Consider the following 15,443-nt stretch of genomic DNA (forward strand, 5'->3'; position numbering starts at 1 on the left):
TCATCCCGTCGGAGAAGCATACGTCTGTACGGGTGGCGTCCAGTCGGCGATGCCGTCGAAGCCGCGCAGCAGGAGCCCGGGGCCGAGACGGCTGACGGCGGCGACGGCCGTGTCACGCAGGATGACGGCGGGGGCGCCGCGGAGCATGAACAGCCGGGCGGTTCGGGCCGAGCGGCGCACGACGTCCATGGTGCGCGGCAGCCGGTCCCGGGTGTAGGCGGCCAGTGCCGGGGAGAGGTCCCCGGGGCCGGGAGCCAGGTGGTGGGCGAGAACGACCGCGTCCTCGATGGCCTGGTTGCCGCCCTGCCCGAGGGAGGGGGGCATGGCGTGGGCGGCGTCGCCGAGGAGGGCGACGCGGCCGCGGTGGTAGGCGGGCAGCGGTTCGGCCATGAAGCGGACGTCGTGGCGGAGGATCTCCTCGGGTGCGGCCGCCGCGAGGATGTCGGGCACCGGGTGGTGCCAGTCACCGAAGCGGCGCAGCAGTTCGGCCTTCTCGTCGTCGGGCGCCCGCGTGCCCGCGGGGGCCGTGGCCGCGGCGTAGGCGTAGGTCCGGCCGTCCTTCATCGGCTGGGTACCCCAGAGCCGGGCGCGGCCCCAGGTCTCGTGTGCGGCGAAGGGCCGGCCGGGGGTGGGCGTGACCATGCGCCAGGTGGTGAAGCCGGAGTACACGGGCCCGGGGTGGGTGGGAAAGAGCGCGGCGCGCACCACTGAGTTGATGCCGTCGGCGGCCACGACGAGGTCCGCCTCCAGGTCGCCGGCCACGGTGGCGACCGTGGCCGGCCGGTCGGCGGCACCGGGGTCGGCGAGGGCGGCGGCGCTGCCCGTGCGGACGGCCCCGGCCGGCAGCTGCCGCGTCAACAGGTCGGCGAGGGTGGCACGGTGGAGGAGGACCAGGGGCCCGCCGAAGCGGCGGGCCGCGGCGTCGCTGCTGGTGCGGGAGAGCCAGCGGCCGTCCGGGGCGCGCAGGCCGCCGCCCCCCTGCCAGGCGGCCAGCGCCCGGACGTCGTCGCCCAGACCGATGACGTCGAGGGAACGCTGGCCGTTGGGGGCGAGGGAAATACCGGCGCCCACGGGTTCGAGGGTGGCCGCGCGTTCGAGAACGGTGATGTGCCAGCCCCGCCGGTGCAGGGCCACCGCCGCGGTGAGTCCGCCGACCCCGGCTCCGATGACGACGGCATGGGGTTGCCGCATGACCCCTCCCCTTCACTACAAACGTAATACTACATCTGTAGTGCAGATTACTACGTCCGTAGTGAAAGCGCTAGGTTGACTCCATGACCGCCGACCGCAGCACCCGCACCTCGGGCGCCTCCCGCGCCGAACTGATCGCCGACACCGCCATCACCCTGCTCGCCGGGCGCGGCATGCGGGGGCTGACGCACCGCGCGGTGGACGAGGCGGCCGGACTGCCGCCGGGTTCGACCTCGAACCACGCCCGTACCCGCGCGGCGCTGCTGGAGCTGGCGCTGCGGCGGCACGCGGCTCTGGAGGCGCGCGCGCTCACGCTGCCGGATGCGCCCGATCCGGCCGCCGGGCGGGAGGCGCTGGCCGACTTCCTGGCGCTGGCACTGCACCGAACCCTGACCGACCACCGCGAACTGCTCGTGGCACGCTACGAGTTGGCGCTGGAGGCGACCCGGCGGCCGGAGCTGCGGAAGATCTACGACGAGGAGGGGCGGGCCTTCCGGGAACCACTGATCGCCCTGATGGCCGCCGCCGGGTCCGACGCCCCGGAGCGGCACGCGCTGTCCGTGATCGCGTGGGGCGAGGGGTTGATGTTCTTGTGCGCGGCGGGGGCCTATCACGCGGAGGTGCCGGGGCGGGAAGAACTTCGGGAAGGAGTCGGGGCGTTGCTGCGCGGCATGCTCGGGCGGTAAACCCGTGGCGGCGGGGTGTGCGGCCGGATGAGGATGGCCGCCATGATCACACCAGAGCGCCCCTCGCCGCCCACCCTCGCCGACGAACGCGCCTCCTTGGAGGGCTGGCTCGACTATCACCGGGCCACACTGGCCATCAAGTGCGCCGGGCTCGACGACGATCAGCTGCGCGAGGCGAGCGTACCGCCCGCCGCTCTTTCCCTGCTCGGGCTCGTCCGGCACATGGCCGAGGTCGAACGCTCCTGGTTCCGGCGGGTGCTCGCCGGGGAGGCGACGGCCGGGCGGATCTACTGCACCGAGGACAACCCCGACGGTGACTTCCTGGCCTCGCCCGAGGACACCTGGGACGAGGCCTACGCCACCTGGCAGGCGGAGATCGCCGCAGCACGCGAGGCGGCACGGGGCCGCTCACTCGACGACGTCGGCCACGCCCCGCATCACGGCGGCAAGGCGTTCAATCTGCGCTGGATCTATCTCCACATGATCGAGGAGTACGCGCGGCACAACGGTCACGCCGACCTCGTGCGCGAGCGGATCGACGGCGCGGCCGGGTCCTGACCCCGCCCCGGGAAGGACCTGCGGCCGGCAGGCCGGGCGAGCGTCACCCGTGCGGGGAATACCCAACACACCTCGCCGGGCAGCAGGGTGGGACGAATGCATCGAATGCCCGCGGCGGCGGCTCTGGCGGCGGTGGCGATGTCGGCCGTCGCCGGCTGCGTCGCCCTCTCGCCCCATGCCGCCTCCCCCGCGTCCGACGACCGGTCCGGCTTCGCCCGAGCCACCGCACCGAGGATGTCACCGGCTCCCGCCCGGGAGTCCCTGGGCCTGGTGGGGCCGGAGGGATCGGACGGCTCGCGGTCTCCGTCCGCGGCGGATACGAAGGCGCCGTCGGCGTCCGGATCGGGTCAGGAGCGGGACGAGGGTGAGGATCCGGACCGGAGCACCGAGGCGGAGGCCCGCGCGGAGGACGCCGCGGACTCACGACCCTCCTCGTCGCGGGCGGTCGATCCGGTGCGGCGGGACGGGACGGAGCGTCGTGAGGCGCGCCGGCCGCACGCCGCTTCCCCGGCCCGCTCGGCTCCCGGCCGGGAGCCGGAATCGGCGCCCGCACCGCCACCGCCCCGCGAGGCCCCGCCCTCCCGGCACCGCGACGAGCAGGCTCCTCCGCCACCGCAGCGCTCCGAGTCGCGCCCCGCGCAGCAGTCCCCGCCCCGCTCGGGTTCGAACGTGTGCGGGCTGGGTGAAACGTACGGACGGTGGAAGAAGGAGGACGACGCGTCGCGGATCTGCCGCCAGGTGTACGGACGCTGATCCGCCGCCCGACCGGAGCGCCCGGCGGGCCCGCACGGAGACACCCCAGGCCCCGGCGGAGCCGGTCAGGCGCCGAGGTCCGGGATCCGCCAGTCGACGGGCTGGTGGTCCTGAGCCGCGATCGCCTCGTTGATCTGCGTGAAGGGGCGGCTGCCGAAGAACTTCCGGGCCGAGAGGGGCGAGGGGTGGGCGCCCTTGACCACGATGTGGCGCTCCTCGTCGATCAAGGGAAGTTTCTTCTGGGCGTAGTTGCCCCACAGCACGAAGACGGCCGGGTCCGGCCGGGAGGCGACGGCGCGGATGACGGCGTCCGTGAACTTCTCCCAGCCCTTGCCCTTGTGGGAGTTGGCCTCGCCGCCGCGGACGGTCAGCACCGCGTTGAGCAGCAGGACACCCTGCCGGGCCCACGGCATCAGATAGCCGTTGTCGGGCACGGGGTAGCCCAGCTCCTCGTGCATCTCCTTGTAGATGTTGCGCAGGGAGGGCGGGGTCTTCACCCCGGGGCGGACGGAGAAGCACAGGCCGTGGCCCTGCCCCGGGCCGTGGTAGGGGTCCTGCCCGAGGATCAGGACCTTCACCTGGCCGTAGGGGGTCGCCTCCAGGGCCGCGAAGACCTCCTCGCGCGGCGGGTACACCGGCCCGGCCGCCCGCTCCTCCTCGACGAAGTCGACGAGTTCCTTGAAGTACGGCTTCTCCAGCTCCTCGCCGAGGACTCCGCGCCAGGACTCGGGCAGCATGTCGGTGTAGGTCACGTCAACAACCTCCGGGGTTCGTTCGCTTCTCATCGGAGAACCTACCGGCGACCACTGACAAAGCCCGACGCGCGGCTGTGCGGCCGCCCGGGGCCCGGGCGGCCGCCCGCGTCAGACGGCCGCGTTGAGGAAGAGCCCGCCGTCCACGACGAGCGTCTGGCCGGTGATCCACCCGGCGTCGTCGGAGAGCAGGAACGCCGCCGCGCCGCCGATATCCCGCGGGACGCCGAGCCGGCCGAGCGGGTAGGACGCCACGGCCTCCTCCTCGCGCCCTTCGTAGAGCGCGGCGGCGAACTTGGTCTTCACCACGGCCGGGGCGATGGTGTTGACCCGCACCCCCGGCGCCATCTCGTGTGCGAGCTGCAGCGTGAGGTTGACCATGGCGGCCTTGCTGATCCCGTAGGCGCCGACGAACGGGGACGCGCCGAGGCCGGCGACGGAGGCGATGTTGACGATCGCCCCGCCGTTCTCCTTCTGCCACGCCTTCCACGTCTGCTGGGCGAAGCCCAGCGCCGAGATGACATTGGTCTCGAAGACCTTGCGGGCGACCGCGAGGTCCAGCTCGGCGATCGGGCCGAACACGGGGTTCGTACCGGCGTTGTTGACCAGGTGGTCGACACGGCCGAAGGCGTCCATGGCGCGCTCGACGGCGAGGGCCTGGTGGGCCTCGTCGTGCGCCTTGCCCGCGACCCCGACCGCCCGGTCGGCGCCCAGCCGTTCGACGGCCTCCTTGAGCGCCTCCTCGTTGCGGCCGGTGATCACGACGCGGTCGCCGCGGGCGACGAGCGCCTCGGCGATGCCGTAGCCGATGCCGCGGCTGGCGCCCGTGACGAGGGCGACCTTTCCGCTGTCCTGTGTCGTCATGTGGTCTCGTACCCCTGTCAGTTGAGCGGTCCGCCGGCCACGTACAGGACCTGGCCGGAGACGAAGCCCGCCTGCTCGCCGGTGAAGAAGGCGACGGCGTTGGCGATGTCCGCGGGCTCCCCGACGCGCTGCACCGGGATCTGCGAGGCCGCCGCGGTCTTGAAGTCCTCGAAGCCCATTCCGACGCGGGCCGCGGTGGCCGCGGTCATGTCGGTGGCGATGAAGCCGGGGGCGACGGAGTTGGCGGTGATGCCGAACTTGCCGAGTTCCTTGGCGAGGGTCTTGGTGAGGCCCTGCATACCGGCCTTGGCGGCGGCGTAGTTGGCCTGGCCCCGGTTGCCCAGGGCCGAGCTGCTGGAGAGGTTGACGATCCGGCCGAAGCCGGCGTCCACCATGTGCTTCTGGCAGGCCCGCGACATCAGGAACGCACCGCGCAGATGCACGTTGAGGACGGTGTCCCAGTCGTCCTCGCTCATCTTGAACAGCAGATTGTCGCGGAGCACCCCGGCGTTGTTGACGAGGATCACGGGGGCGCCCAGCTCGGCGGCGACGCGGGTCACGGCGGCGTCGACCTGTGCGGCGTCCGAGACGTCACAGCCGACGGCGAGGGCCTTGCCGCCCGCCGCCGTGATCTTCTCCACGGTCTCCGCGCAGGCCGCCTCGTCGAGGTCGAGAACGGCGACCGCGCGGCCCTCCCCGGCCAGGCGTACGGCGGTCGCGGCGCCGATGCCACGGGCGGCGCCCGTGACGACGGCTACGCGCTGCTCGGTGGTGGACATGCGGGTTCTCCTCACCTCGGACGACAGGGCACGGCGGCTCACCGGGCGTCCGGCTCCGGGTCCAGGACCCGGCCCCTTGGCACCGCCACGGGTGAGCAACCGCTTAGTAGCTTCAGCAGACAGACGCTAGAAGCCCCGCCACCCGCTGTCAACGCTGCCCGAGGGCCCGCCCGGCCTCAGCGCACCAGCAGATCCAGCAGCCGCTCGGACTCCCGCTCGGGATCCGCGGTCAGCCCGGTGTGCACCGGCCCGGGCTGGACGATCGTGCTGCGCGGTGCGATCAGCCAGCGAAAGCGCCGCCCGGGGTCGTCCCCGGCGGCCTGCCCGGCCCGTTCCCCGCCGGAGCAGACGCCCTCGACGGCACGGAGTGCGGCGCGCACACACGCCACGTCGGCCGTCGGGTCGAGCGCCAGCAGCCGGGCCTCGTCCAGGTGGACGCGGGCCGCGACGAACGACTTCGCCTGGCAGTAGACGACCACCCCCGCGTTGATCAGCTCACCGCGCTCCACGCGCGGCACGACGCGCAGCAGCGCGTACTCGAAAACGTCGCGTCCGTTGTGGCGCCCGGTCATTTTCCGGCCCTTCCGTCGAGCCTGACCCGCACCCACTCCGGGGCTTGCGAGGGCTTGTCCTTGCTGCGTTCGCCGAACGTGATCCGGTCACCGATGGTCGCGGCACGGGCCAGCAGCGTCTCGACGTACGCGCGCCGCAGCGCGTCGGGACCGGCGAAGCCCGGCTCGTTCACCAGCCACTCGTCCGGCACCTCGGCCGTGACCTCGGTCAGCAGTTCCTCGGTGATCCGGGGCGCGAGTTCGGCCCCGGCGGCGGCGACGTCCGGGCCGAAGGTGGCCAGGACGTGGTCGGAGGCGTCGTAGGCCCTGTCCGCGGCGGCCCGCGCCGTCGGCCAGTTGTGGTGCCAGATCATCGTGGCGCCGTGATCGATGAGCCACAGCTCGCCGTGCCAGACCAGCAGATTGGGGTTGCGCCACGAGCGGTCGACGTTGTTGACGAGCGCGTCGAACCAGACCACGCGTCCGGCCTCGGCCGCGTCGACCTCGAAGGCGAGCGGGTCGAAGCCGAGCGCCCCGGGGAGGAAGTCCATCCCGAGGTTGAGGCCGCCGCTCGCCTTCAGCAGTCCCTGCACTTCCTGGTCCGGCTCGGCCCGGCCGATCACCGGGTCCAGCTGGATGCCCGCCAGATCCGGGACGCGCAACCCGAGCCGACGCCCCAGCAGGCCGCAGACGACCTCCGCGACCAGCGTCTTACGGCCCTGCCCGGCGCCGGTGAACTTCATGACGTAGGTGCCCAGGTCGTCGGCCTCGACGATGCCGGGAAGCGAGCCGCCCTCACGCAAGGGCGTGACATAGCGGGTGGCGGTGACCTCTGGCAGCATTACCGCAGGCCCCGCGGCTCTTTTACCTGACAATCCATCACATACTCCAAGAGATAATCTTTGGGGGAAGCATCCACGATCGGCCTTGGGGAGGCTCTGGGGAGTTTCAGTCGGCCTGGCACTCCTCGCCCTCGCGAGCAGTCCGTCGGTGGCGGTGCGCCCCTTGCTTTCGGCCTCTGGCGTGAGTGGGCATAGTAACCGAGCGTGACGCCCGGCGACGATTGACCGAGCCACCGGGCGGTGTGCCCTCTCTGCTCCCACGGTGGCAAGGAGGGCAGTGACCCCCACACTTCCGGTGGAGCGTCAGCGAGCCGTCGGAGCCCGCCTCACAGTCGGGATACCGTCGAGCACCGCCTGATGGACCGCCCTGGCCAGGCGCGCGCCCCACAGCGAGCGGGGGCCCGCGAACTGTTGTACCTCCCCTTCGGGACGCGGAGCCGGGGCGGCGATACACACCGCGTCGGTCGGGGTGCCGGAGCAGTCGTACCCGGCGTCCAACAGCGCCTGGACCTTGGCTTCCGTCGCCGTGGCCACGGCATTGACCAGGGCGCCGTCGCTCAAGGGCACCGGTACGGCGACGATGATGTTGATGGTGCCGGCCTCCGGCCGGTCACTGCTGCCTGCCTGGGGCGAGGCCGCCCAGCCCGACACTCCGATGCCGACGGTCGCCACTACTTCAACACCGCCGTCGAGACCGCGCGCCGCACGTGAGACATCGGCGGCGGTCATCAGGCCCACACCCGGTCCTGCGGCTCCCCCGCTGTTCCGTGCGAGCCGGGACAGATACTCCGCCGGATCAGTCTCCCGGTATCCATGAGGCACTTGGGCGTTGAGAACCCAGTGACGCTCCCCGATCCCGCCACCGAGGACAGCGCTGCTGGCCATCCGCCAGCCGGCTCCGGCCCTCCACAACAGAGCGGGCAGCCGTAGCCCCTCCTCCGTCCGCACCAGCTGCTCCACCTCCAGTATTCGCGGCACATGCGTACGCGGCGACGGAACGACGGAAGGCATGGCGGGCACCGGAACTCGCTCCTACAGCAGAGGGGAGATGGAGCAACCGATCGTACGCGCACCGTGCGTGGTGATGCCGGTAGAGCGGAGGCCCACTTCGGCTTCGAGCGCGCGGCGGCGCGCAGCTCGGTCTCCTCCTTGGTGCCCAAGGCATGAGGAGCCCGCGGTGGTTACACCGCCGCCTTCGAGCACAGCGTGCTGGACGCTCTGAAACTCACCCTCGACCTTGACCGGAAGGTCAACGGCCCGCGCTGAGACCCGCCGGCCCACATCGCTCGCACAGCGCCGCCGGCCGCTCGGCGGTTCCGCTGGGCGGACATGCCCTGTTCGACAGGGCGAGCCGGCCGGTCAGTGGCGGTTGGATGTGTAACAGACGGCGAAGGATTCCGACTTCTTGCCCCAACTGATCTGCGTGAGCGCTCCGGTGGTGCCCTCGACATCCGAACACGCCAGGCCCGTGACGGCACCGTCGATCTTCTTCAGCGCCCTGTACTCGGCCTTCGGGTCACCGCAATCCAGCTTCTTGATCTTCGGCTTCTCGGCGGTGCCGGTGTTGGTGAAGCAGTCGCCCGCTGTCACCTCGGTGTGATCGTCCTCGTCCAGGAACTGGCGGTTGATGAGAAACGCGGCTGCACAGACCACGACCAGCACCCCCACGAACATCCAGATGCGGCGAAGGCTGCGGTCGGGCTGGAGTGAGTCGCCCAGGGGCGGCAGGGTGGTCAAGAGAAATCCCCGAAGTCATACGCGTAGTGATGGGGGTCGAACTTTAACCGAACACAGCAGTCCAGGGGTCACACCCAGTTTTACCGCTGCCGCTGTTGTGACTGAGCGTTTCAGTTGGCCCCTGAGCGTTGTACTTGGCCCGGCTGAGCGTGATGGTTGGCCCGGGCCGTTTTCTCATTGCTCCACAGCGCGGCCGATGAGTTCGTTGCTTCCGGTCGGTCCAAGCTAGTGACACCCCAGGAAAGGACACCGCCATGTCGGAGCTTCTCGTAGACTTCATCACCTCCCTCGACGGCCATGCATCGGGAGAGGGGTGGCCCGGGTTCTGGGGCCTCGAGGGCCCGGAGTACCTCGCATGGCTCGGCGAGCAGCCCGAGGCCACCTACCTGATGGGAGCGAACACCTACCGCCTTATGTCGGGTTTCGCCGCAGGCGAGGTCCCGAAGGGCCAAGACGAGTTCAGGCCCGAAGAAGAGGCGTCCGTCGACGAGCTCACGCAAGCGCCCAAGGTGGTGTTCTCCTCCTCACTCGAGGAGCCATTGACGTGGACCAACTCCACGCTCGTCCGCGACGACGCTGTCGAGGCGGTCCGCGCCATGAAGTCGAGTGGCTCGGGGCTGCTCAGCACGATCGGCAGCCTCAGCCTGTGCCGGTCCCTGCTACGAGCCGGTCTCGTCGACCGCTTCCGGGTCGTGATGTTCCCGGTGATCACCGGGGCCACGGGCGAAGAACGCATCTACGACGGCTATCCGGACGTTGCCCTCGAGATGATCGGGCACCGCACCTTCGACGGCCGCATCCAGCTGGTCGAGTACAAGCCCCGCGTGCTCGAGCACCCACCGCTCGGCGTCCCTGCATGACGTCGCCCCGTCCGCCGGTCTGGACGGCCGCCAGGCCGGCGCCGACGGGCGCGGAGCAAGACCTCAGTAGGGGGCGAACAGTCAACGTCAGGACCACCGGCCCACCTGACCCCGAACCGTCGCAGGTCCGCCCACGTACGCCCTCCCGGGCGGCAGTCTCCACAAAGATCCACCTTCCGGATATGGATGCGCCGCTGGACGCTGGGCAGAGCCTCGCGAGCTGAGCGCTCTGCATGGCCGATGGGGCCAACTGAAGCGCTCAGTCACACCGCGCTCGGGTTCGGCAGCTCGGACGGACTTCCGAGCCGTCGTACCCGGCGCCGCTCATGTCCACCCAGGCTTCCCGCAGAGGACGCGCTGATACTCTGCGATCTTCGCCGGTCGCCCGGACGGAGTCCCCCTGCAGGTCACCGTGCCCCACTGCCAGCAGCTCATGACAGCACTCGACGCTCTGGACCGCGCGTTCGCCCACGAAGAGCCCTTTCCGGTCGAGGGGTGCCCGTATTGCTATGGCGAGCAGCACTTCGCCGAACTCTCCGGACCGCTGCACCTGATCTCCGACGAAATGGTCACCGCCGTGGCCCTGGAGGTGCCCAGCCACTGGGACGACTTCCCCCGCCTCTTCCGCCGTCTTACGCCACGCGTCATCCGCCCCGTCGTCACCGGCCGGTTCCACGTCAGCGAGGAGATCGTCGCCTCCCGATTGCTGCAGGCGGCCTGGACCACGTGGGACGAGCCCTTGGCCGACGCCCTCCGTGACGTGTGGTCCGCCTGGTGGCGGGCCACCCTTCATACGCACCCCAGCCCCGTCCCCATCAGGGAGACCCTCAGCCTCATCACCGTCGCCACCAACGCCTTGCGTCCCTGGCTGGACATGTGGACCACCATCCGTACCCCTGCCGCCGACGCCCACTTGGCAGACCTCATCGACAGCGTGATGTGCGAGTTCGAGATCATCGACTTGGGCATGGGCTTCTACGGCGAATACCACGCCACCGCGGAGTTGCTGGACTGGCTTCTGACCGATGCCGTACGCGACCGCGCCGACGACGCACGCCTGCGCGATCCCTATCTCCTCGCCCACCACCGGGCGGTGAGCCCGCACCACCACTCACCCGACACCCACGAGGCGTGACCGGCGGATCGTATGTTGGGAAGACCACCCGCTTGTCTTCAATCGCACTTCAGGGTGACTTCGTGGAAGGCCAGGGCGCCACGGCCCCTGACCCGACAAGGCCACGCGCGGTGTCGTGTTCGTTCACGGCGGCAGCCCGCCCCGGCTAGGCGCCCGCCGTCGCGAGCGACAGGGCCAGGAAAATCTGGGTGCCCCATTGGACGGCCAACGCCGCCCAACACACCTTCGGAGGGCACCGGAAGGGCCGTAAACCGAACGCGGCGATGAGGCCGGACGCGAGGGACACGAGGAACAGAGCGGCGAGCAGTCGGCCGGAGGGCAGCACCGCACACGCACCACCGTCGTAACACTCACCGTATGAGGGAACGACGGCGACGGCCAGCGAGAGCACCGTTCCCGGCACGAGGAGCCCCAGCCCCAGCCGGGCGAGGATCCTCGCACAGCGGATCTGCCAGGCGGCTGAACGTTGACTGTCGGTTGACGGGCTGGCGGTCATCACACCAGCCAAAAACCCTCGGCAGCCCGTCGGCATCGGCGATGTTACTCATCCGCGGTGAGTAGCTCCCCCCCTCCTTCCGCTTTCACACCAACGAGGGAACGGCCGGACGGAATCACACGCTGTGACCGGACAGACGGACGCTCGGGGTGAGGTCGGCGGAACTCGGGGAATAAGCGGCGACAGACGAGGAGGTTGCCATGAACGGTAGAGATGTGGAACTGGGCGAGCTTCTGGCCGCCGCGGAGTCCGCGCCGCCCGGGGAGTCCGTCGACGTCATCGCGCACGACCTGCGCAAGCGTTTCGGGGCGGAGCGGGTGTCGTTCCTGTTCGTCGACCTCATGGGGCAGCGACTGCTACGTCTGAGCGCGCCCGCCGAGGGCGAGAGGGCGGACGCCGCGGAACGGAGCGATTTGCACGGCAGCGTCTACGACACGGTTCTGCGCAGCCAGCGCCAGTACGTGGAACCGGACGGCCAGGGCGGGCGGCGTGTGATCTCGCCGGTGACCAATCGCGGTGACTGCATCGGTGTGCTGGAGGTGACACTGCAGTACGCCGACGACACCGTGCTCGAACAGATCGGCGCCGCCGCCCACGCGCTGGCCTACATCATCGTCACGGACCGCCGCTTCACCGATCTGTACCACGCGAACCGGCGTACCACCCGGACCAGTCTGGCCGCCGAGATCCAGCACCAGCTGCTGCCTTCGGCCTCCTGCTGCGAAGCTCCTCAGTTCACCCTCGCCGCCGGGCTGGTCCCGGCCGACGACATCGGTGGCGACACCTACGACTACACGCTCGACCGGGACACGCTGCACCTGTCCATCACCGATGCCATGGGCCACGACACCGACTCCGCCCTGCTGGCCACGCTGGTCACAGGTGCGTTGCGCGGCGCCCGCCGCACGGGTTGTGACGCGCTCCATCAGGCCCACCGTGCCCACGAGGCCCTGCTGACCCACAGTCGTGGACTGGCCACCGGACAACTGCTCTGCGTGCGTCTTGAGACAGGCACCTGCGAACTGGTCAACGCGGGTCATCCCTGGCCCCTGCGCCTCCGGGGCGGCGCTGACGAGACCGAGGAGGTCAAACTCGCCGTCAACCTGCCGTTCGGCGTGGCGGCGCCCACCTCCTACGAACTCCAGACACTGCAGCTGGGCCCCGGCGACCGTCTGGTCCTGCTCACCGACGGCATGCTGGAACGCGGTGCCGCGGCTGTGGATCTGCCCTCGCTCGTGCGCGAGACCCGCGCCTCGCATCCCAGGGAGGCCGTGCGCACGCTGACAACGGCGGTACTGGACGCCTGCCGGGGCAACCTCAAGGACGACGCCACCGTCCTCATACTGGACTGGCACGGTACCGCCCGGCGCGACAACCGTGGCGCCGTGCCGGGTCAGGCTCGCCGGTGAACCTCCCCGGCCCGTGGCGCGGCTTCGGTGCCGGTACCGGTGACGGCGGATTCCTGTCAGGGTGCCGATCATGAACGACATGATCGGCAAGAAAGACACCCCCCTCGACGGGAACGGCACGGACGTCGCCGGATTCCCCCGCCGGTTCGCCCGCTCCCGGCGCTTCTCGCTGGGCGCGCCGCGCGGCTTCACGGTCTCGCCCGACGGGCGGCGGGTGCTGTTCACGCGCACGGGCGGCGGGCTGGACCCGCTGAGCCGGCTGTGGCTGTACGAGGACGGGCGGGAGCGGCCGCTCGCCGACCCGGCGGCGCTGACGGACGGCACCGGGATACCGGACGCGGAGCGGGCGCGGCGGGAGCGGGCCCGCGAGCAGTCCGCGGGCATCGTGTCGTACGCGACCGACCGCGAGGCGCGGCTGGCCGTGTTCGCGCTCGGCGGCACGCTCTGGGCGGTCCGCACGGACGGCGCCGCGCCCTTCCGGCTGCCGACGGCGGGGCCCGCCGTGGACCCGCGGCCCTCACCCGACGGCCGCCATGTCGCCTACGTCAGCGGGGGCGCGCTGCACGTCGTGTCCGTGGCGGGCGAGGAGGTGCTGCGGCTGGTGCCGGAGGAAGCGGAGGTCACCTACGGCCTGGCGGAGTACACGGCGATGGAGTCGATGGGGCGCTCGCGGGGTTACTGGTGGGCGCCGGACGGGCGGGCGCTGCTGGTCGCCCGGGTCGACCCGACGCCCGTGCCGCTGTGGTACCTCGCCGATCCCGCGCACCCGGCGAAGGCGCCCCGCCCCGTCCGCTACCCGGCGGCGGGCACCACCAACGCGGAGGTCACCCTGTCCGTAGTGGCGCTCGACGGCCGGCGCACGGAGGTGAGCTGGGACCGTGCGGCATACGAATACCTGGCCACGGCCGGCTGGGACGCGCACGGCCCGCTGCTCGGTGTGCAGAGCCGCGACCAGCGTCACCTGCGGGTGCTGACGGTGGATCCGGAGACGGGCGCGACGAGGACGGCGGGCGAGCGGCACGATGCGGCGTGGGTGGAACTCGTCCCCGGCACCCCGGCCCGCACCCGCTCCGGTGCCCTGGTCGAACCCCTCGAATCCGACGGCACCCGACAGCTGGCCGTCGACGGCCGACCGGTGACCCCCGAGGGCCTGCAACTGGACGCCGTCCTCGGCACGGACGGCGAACGGGTGCTGTTCACGGCCTGGCAGGACCCGACCGAGCGTCACGTCTGGGCCTACGAACCGGGCCCGGGCCTCACCCGGCTGAGCCGGGAGCCGGGCATGTACACGGCGGTCGCGGGCGGCCCCACCGTGGTGCTGGACGGCCGGACCCCGGACGGGCACACCGTGACGGTCCTGCGCGACGGCGAACCGGCCGGCTCGATCGCCTCGTTCGTCGCCGACCCCCTGCTCGCGCCACGGCCCGAGTTCCTGACGCTCGGCGAGCGGGAGCTGCCCGGCATGCTGTTCCTGCCGTCCTGGCACGAGCCGGGGGCGGGAAAGCTGCCGGTGCTGCTCTGCCCGTACGCTGGACCCGGGGTCCGGCTCGTGGTGCGCGACCGCGCGTGGTGGACCCTGGTGGCCCGGTGGTTCGCCGAGCAGGGCTTCGCGGTGCTGATCGTGGACGGCCGGGGCACGCCCGGCCGGGGGCCCGCGTGGGAGAAGGCGGTGCGCGGCGACCAGCTGACACCCGTTCTGGAGGATCAGGCCGACGCGCTGCGGGCGGTGTGCGAACGGTACCCGGATCTGGACCCTGGGCGGGTGGGCATCCGCGGCTGGTCGTTCGGCGGAACCGTCGCGGCGGCCGCGGTACTGCGCCACCCCGAGGTCTTCCACGCGGCGGTCTCCGGTGCGGCTCCGACCGATCAGCGGCTGTACGACACCCACTGGAAGGAACGCTTCCTCGGCCACCCCGACGAGGAGCCGGAGAACTACGCGCGTTCGTCGACGATCGGTGACGCGGGCTTGCTGCGCCGTCCGCTGCTGCTCGTCCACGGGATGGCGGACGACAACGTGGCGGTGGCGCACACGCTGCGGATGTCGGCGGCGCTGCTGGCGGCGGGACGGCCGCACTCGGTGCTGCCGCTGGTGGGATCGACGCACGTGACGGCGGAGGAGACGACCGAGAACCTCCTGCTGTTCGAGCTGGACTTCCTGCGAAAGGCCCTCGCGCGCTGAACGCGGGCGGGGGCGGGCCCGTACGTCTCCTTGTGACCGGTCGCGTCGGGTGCCCGTCGTGGCGAGTGCCTGTCGTCTCGCGCACCGGTCGCGCACGCGCAGCGGTCCCGGCGCCGGTCCGGTGACCGCTCGGCAACGGCAGCAAGGAGCGAACATGACCCACACGTCACCCGCCCCGGGCGGCGCGAGCCGCCGCAGCGTCGTGGCGGCGGTCGGGGCCACCGGCCTCGCCGCCGCCCTCGCGGCATGCGGCTCGGACGATGCTTCGACGCGGTCCGGCACCCCTGATACGGGTGCCGCGTCCGATACGGCGCGACCGCCTTCCGGGGGTGGTGCGGGCCGGGTGCTGGCCCGGACCTCGGAGATCCCGGAGGGCGGCGGGAAGGTCTTCCCGGACCGGCGGGTGGTGGTGACGCAGCCCTCCAAAGGCGAGTTCAAGGCGTTCTCGGCGGTGTGCACGCATCAGAAGTGCGTGGTCAAGGACGTGTCGGACGGGACGATCAAGTGCCCCTGTCACGGCAGCGAGTTCAGCATCGAGGACGGCAGCGTCCGGCACGAGCCGGCGAAGCTGCCGCTGCCGGAGGTGAGGATCTCCGTGCGGGGCGACTCCATCGGGCTCGCCTGAGGTGACGGCGGCCGGGCGCGGCCGTG

General features: G+C 71.4%; 17 protein-coding genes. 8 read left to right on the plus strand and 9 right to left on the minus strand.

Annotated elements, in window-relative coordinates:
• Positions 1 to 1,191 (minus strand): FAD-dependent monooxygenase, encoded by a 1,191-nt coding sequence (locus ACZ6MA_RS22755; RefSeq protein WP_469435745.1) that lies wholly within the window; start codon positions 1,189 to 1,191, stop codon positions 1 to 3.
• Between the two features lie 83 nt (positions 1,192 to 1,274).
• Between ACZ6MA_RS22755 and ACZ6MA_RS22760 the strand changes: the two genes are divergently transcribed.
• The 3 genes from ACZ6MA_RS22760 (at position 1,275) to ACZ6MA_RS22770 (ending at position 3,188) form a co-directional block, all read left to right on the plus strand.
• On the plus strand, positions 1,275 to 1,877 hold the full coding sequence (locus ACZ6MA_RS22760) for a TetR/AcrR family transcriptional regulator (RefSeq protein WP_469435746.1): 603 nt from the start codon (positions 1,275 to 1,277) through the stop codon (positions 1,875 to 1,877).
• A 33-nt stretch (positions 1,878 to 1,910) separates the two neighbouring features.
• Complete coding sequence (locus tag ACZ6MA_RS22765; protein ID WP_469435788.1) at positions 1,911 to 2,435, plus strand: DinB family protein; 525 nt, start codon at positions 1,911 to 1,913, stop codon at positions 2,433 to 2,435.
• A gap of 96 nt (positions 2,436 to 2,531) precedes the next feature.
• Positions 2,532 to 3,188, plus strand: a complete 657-nt coding sequence (locus ACZ6MA_RS22770) for a hypothetical protein (RefSeq protein WP_469435747.1) — start codon at positions 2,532 to 2,534, stop codon at positions 3,186 to 3,188.
• Between the two features lie 65 nt (positions 3,189 to 3,253).
• Here ACZ6MA_RS22770 and ung read toward each other — a convergent pair whose 3' ends face one another.
• From ung to ACZ6MA_RS22805, 7 genes are all read right to left on the minus strand, one after another.
• Positions 3,254 to 3,940: a uracil-DNA glycosylase gene (gene ung / locus ACZ6MA_RS22775; RefSeq protein ID WP_469435748.1), complete on the minus strand. Its 687-nt coding sequence runs from the start codon at positions 3,938 to 3,940 to the stop codon at positions 3,254 to 3,256.
• 111 nt (positions 3,941 to 4,051) lie between these two features.
• Positions 4,052 to 4,804 (minus strand): SDR family oxidoreductase, encoded by a 753-nt coding sequence (locus ACZ6MA_RS22780; protein ID WP_469435749.1) that lies wholly within the window; start codon positions 4,802 to 4,804, stop codon positions 4,052 to 4,054.
• A gap of 17 nt (positions 4,805 to 4,821) precedes the next feature.
• Positions 4,822 to 5,583 (minus strand): 3-oxoacyl-ACP reductase FabG, encoded by a 762-nt coding sequence (fabG, locus tag ACZ6MA_RS22785; RefSeq protein WP_469435750.1) that lies wholly within the window; start codon positions 5,581 to 5,583, stop codon positions 4,822 to 4,824.
• 176 nt (positions 5,584 to 5,759) lie between these two features.
• The gene (locus ACZ6MA_RS22790; protein ID WP_469435751.1) at positions 5,760 to 6,155 is read right to left on the minus strand and encodes a DUF3037 domain-containing protein; all 396 of its coding nucleotides are present in this window, start codon (positions 6,153 to 6,155) and stop codon (positions 5,760 to 5,762) included.
• Complete coding sequence (locus tag ACZ6MA_RS22795) at positions 6,152 to 6,976, minus strand: HipA family kinase (protein ID WP_469435752.1); 825 nt, start codon at positions 6,974 to 6,976, stop codon at positions 6,152 to 6,154. Before ACZ6MA_RS22795 ends, ACZ6MA_RS22790 begins: the two co-directional genes overlap by 4 nt.
• A gap of 303 nt (positions 6,977 to 7,279) precedes the next feature.
• On the minus strand, positions 7,280 to 7,987 hold the full coding sequence (locus tag ACZ6MA_RS22800) for an adenosylcobinamide amidohydrolase (protein WP_469435753.1): 708 nt from the start codon (positions 7,985 to 7,987) through the stop codon (positions 7,280 to 7,282).
• Positions 7,988 to 8,335: 348 nt separating this feature from the next.
• Positions 8,336 to 8,713 carry an LppU/SCO3897 family protein gene (locus tag ACZ6MA_RS22805; RefSeq protein ID WP_469435754.1) on the minus strand — a complete coding sequence of 126 codons (378 nt, stop codon included), beginning with the start codon at positions 8,711 to 8,713 and terminating at the stop codon, positions 8,336 to 8,338.
• Positions 8,714 to 8,967: 254 nt separating this feature from the next.
• Here ACZ6MA_RS22805 and ACZ6MA_RS22810 point away from each other — a divergent pair, with 254 nt between their 5' ends.
• Entirely contained in the window at positions 8,968 to 9,573 is a 606-nt protein-coding gene (locus ACZ6MA_RS22810) for a dihydrofolate reductase family protein (RefSeq protein ID WP_469435755.1), read from the plus strand.
• A gap of 433 nt (positions 9,574 to 10,006) precedes the next feature.
• Positions 10,007 to 10,708, plus strand: coding sequence for a hypothetical protein (locus ACZ6MA_RS22815; RefSeq protein WP_469435756.1), 702 nt, complete (start codon positions 10,007 to 10,009; stop codon positions 10,706 to 10,708).
• A 145-nt stretch (positions 10,709 to 10,853) separates the two neighbouring features.
• On the opposite strand, the gene ACZ6MA_RS22820 is transcribed toward ACZ6MA_RS22815, so the two are convergent.
• Positions 10,854 to 11,204: a hypothetical protein gene (locus tag ACZ6MA_RS22820; protein ID WP_469435757.1), complete on the minus strand. Its 351-nt coding sequence runs from the start codon at positions 11,202 to 11,204 to the stop codon at positions 10,854 to 10,856.
• A 200-nt stretch (positions 11,205 to 11,404) separates the two neighbouring features.
• On the opposite strand from ACZ6MA_RS22820, the gene ACZ6MA_RS22825 reads away from it, so the two are divergent.
• The 3 genes from ACZ6MA_RS22825 (at position 11,405) to ACZ6MA_RS22835 (ending at position 15,417) form a co-directional block, all read left to right on the plus strand.
• Positions 11,405 to 12,613, plus strand: a complete 1,209-nt coding sequence (locus ACZ6MA_RS22825; protein ID WP_469435758.1) for a PP2C family protein-serine/threonine phosphatase — start codon at positions 11,405 to 11,407, stop codon at positions 12,611 to 12,613.
• A gap of 79 nt (positions 12,614 to 12,692) precedes the next feature.
• Positions 12,693 to 14,792, plus strand: a complete 2,100-nt coding sequence (locus ACZ6MA_RS22830) for a S9 family peptidase (protein WP_469435789.1) — start codon at positions 12,693 to 12,695, stop codon at positions 14,790 to 14,792.
• Between the two features lie 154 nt (positions 14,793 to 14,946).
• Positions 14,947 to 15,417, plus strand: a complete 471-nt coding sequence (locus ACZ6MA_RS22835) for a Rieske (2Fe-2S) protein (RefSeq protein ID WP_469435759.1) — start codon at positions 14,947 to 14,949, stop codon at positions 15,415 to 15,417.
• Positions 15,418 to 15,443: the final 26 nt, after the last annotated feature.

This window comes from Streptomyces sp. NPDC042259 (assembly GCF_055582085.1).

What these genes read in the sequence shown, in the direction of transcription:
- ACZ6MA_RS22755 (WP_469435745.1), bottom strand. Translation starts at nt 1,191, where the DNA reads ATGCGGCAACCCCATGCCGTCGTCATCGGAGCCGGGGTCGGCGGACTC.
- ACZ6MA_RS22760 (WP_469435746.1), top strand. Translation starts at nt 1,275, where the DNA reads ATGACCGCCGACCGCAGCACCCGCACCTCGGGCGCCTCCCGCGCCGAA.
- ACZ6MA_RS22765 (WP_469435788.1), top strand. Translation starts at nt 1,911, where the DNA reads ATGGCCGCCATGATCACACCAGAGCGCCCCTCGCCGCCCACCCTCGCC.
- ACZ6MA_RS22770 (WP_469435747.1), top strand. Translation starts at nt 2,532, where the DNA reads ATGCATCGAATGCCCGCGGCGGCGGCTCTGGCGGCGGTGGCGATGTCG.
- ACZ6MA_RS22780 (WP_469435749.1), bottom strand. Translation starts at nt 4,804, where the DNA reads ATGACGACACAGGACAGCGGAAAGGTCGCCCTCGTCACGGGCGCCAGC.
- fabG (WP_469435750.1), bottom strand. Translation starts at nt 5,583, where the DNA reads ATGTCCACCACCGAGCAGCGCGTAGCCGTCGTCACGGGCGCCGCCCGT.
- ACZ6MA_RS22790 (WP_469435751.1), bottom strand. Translation starts at nt 6,155, where the DNA reads ATGACCGGGCGCCACAACGGACGCGACGTTTTCGAGTACGCGCTGCTG.
- ACZ6MA_RS22795 (WP_469435752.1), bottom strand. Translation starts at nt 6,976, where the DNA reads ATGCTGCCAGAGGTCACCGCCACCCGCTATGTCACGCCCTTGCGTGAG.
- ACZ6MA_RS22800 (WP_469435753.1), bottom strand. Translation starts at nt 7,987, where the DNA reads ATGCCTTCCGTCGTTCCGTCGCCGCGTACGCATGTGCCGCGAATACTG.
- ACZ6MA_RS22810 (WP_469435755.1), top strand. Translation starts at nt 8,968, where the DNA reads ATGTCGGAGCTTCTCGTAGACTTCATCACCTCCCTCGACGGCCATGCA.
- ACZ6MA_RS22815 (WP_469435756.1), top strand. Translation starts at nt 10,007, where the DNA reads ATGACAGCACTCGACGCTCTGGACCGCGCGTTCGCCCACGAAGAGCCC.
- ACZ6MA_RS22820 (WP_469435757.1), bottom strand. Translation starts at nt 11,204, where the DNA reads ATGACCGCCAGCCCGTCAACCGACAGTCAACGTTCAGCCGCCTGGCAG.
- ACZ6MA_RS22825 (WP_469435758.1), top strand. Translation starts at nt 11,405, where the DNA reads ATGAACGGTAGAGATGTGGAACTGGGCGAGCTTCTGGCCGCCGCGGAG.
- ACZ6MA_RS22830 (WP_469435789.1), top strand. Translation starts at nt 12,693, where the DNA reads ATGATCGGCAAGAAAGACACCCCCCTCGACGGGAACGGCACGGACGTC.
- ACZ6MA_RS22835 (WP_469435759.1), top strand. Translation starts at nt 14,947, where the DNA reads ATGACCCACACGTCACCCGCCCCGGGCGGCGCGAGCCGCCGCAGCGTC.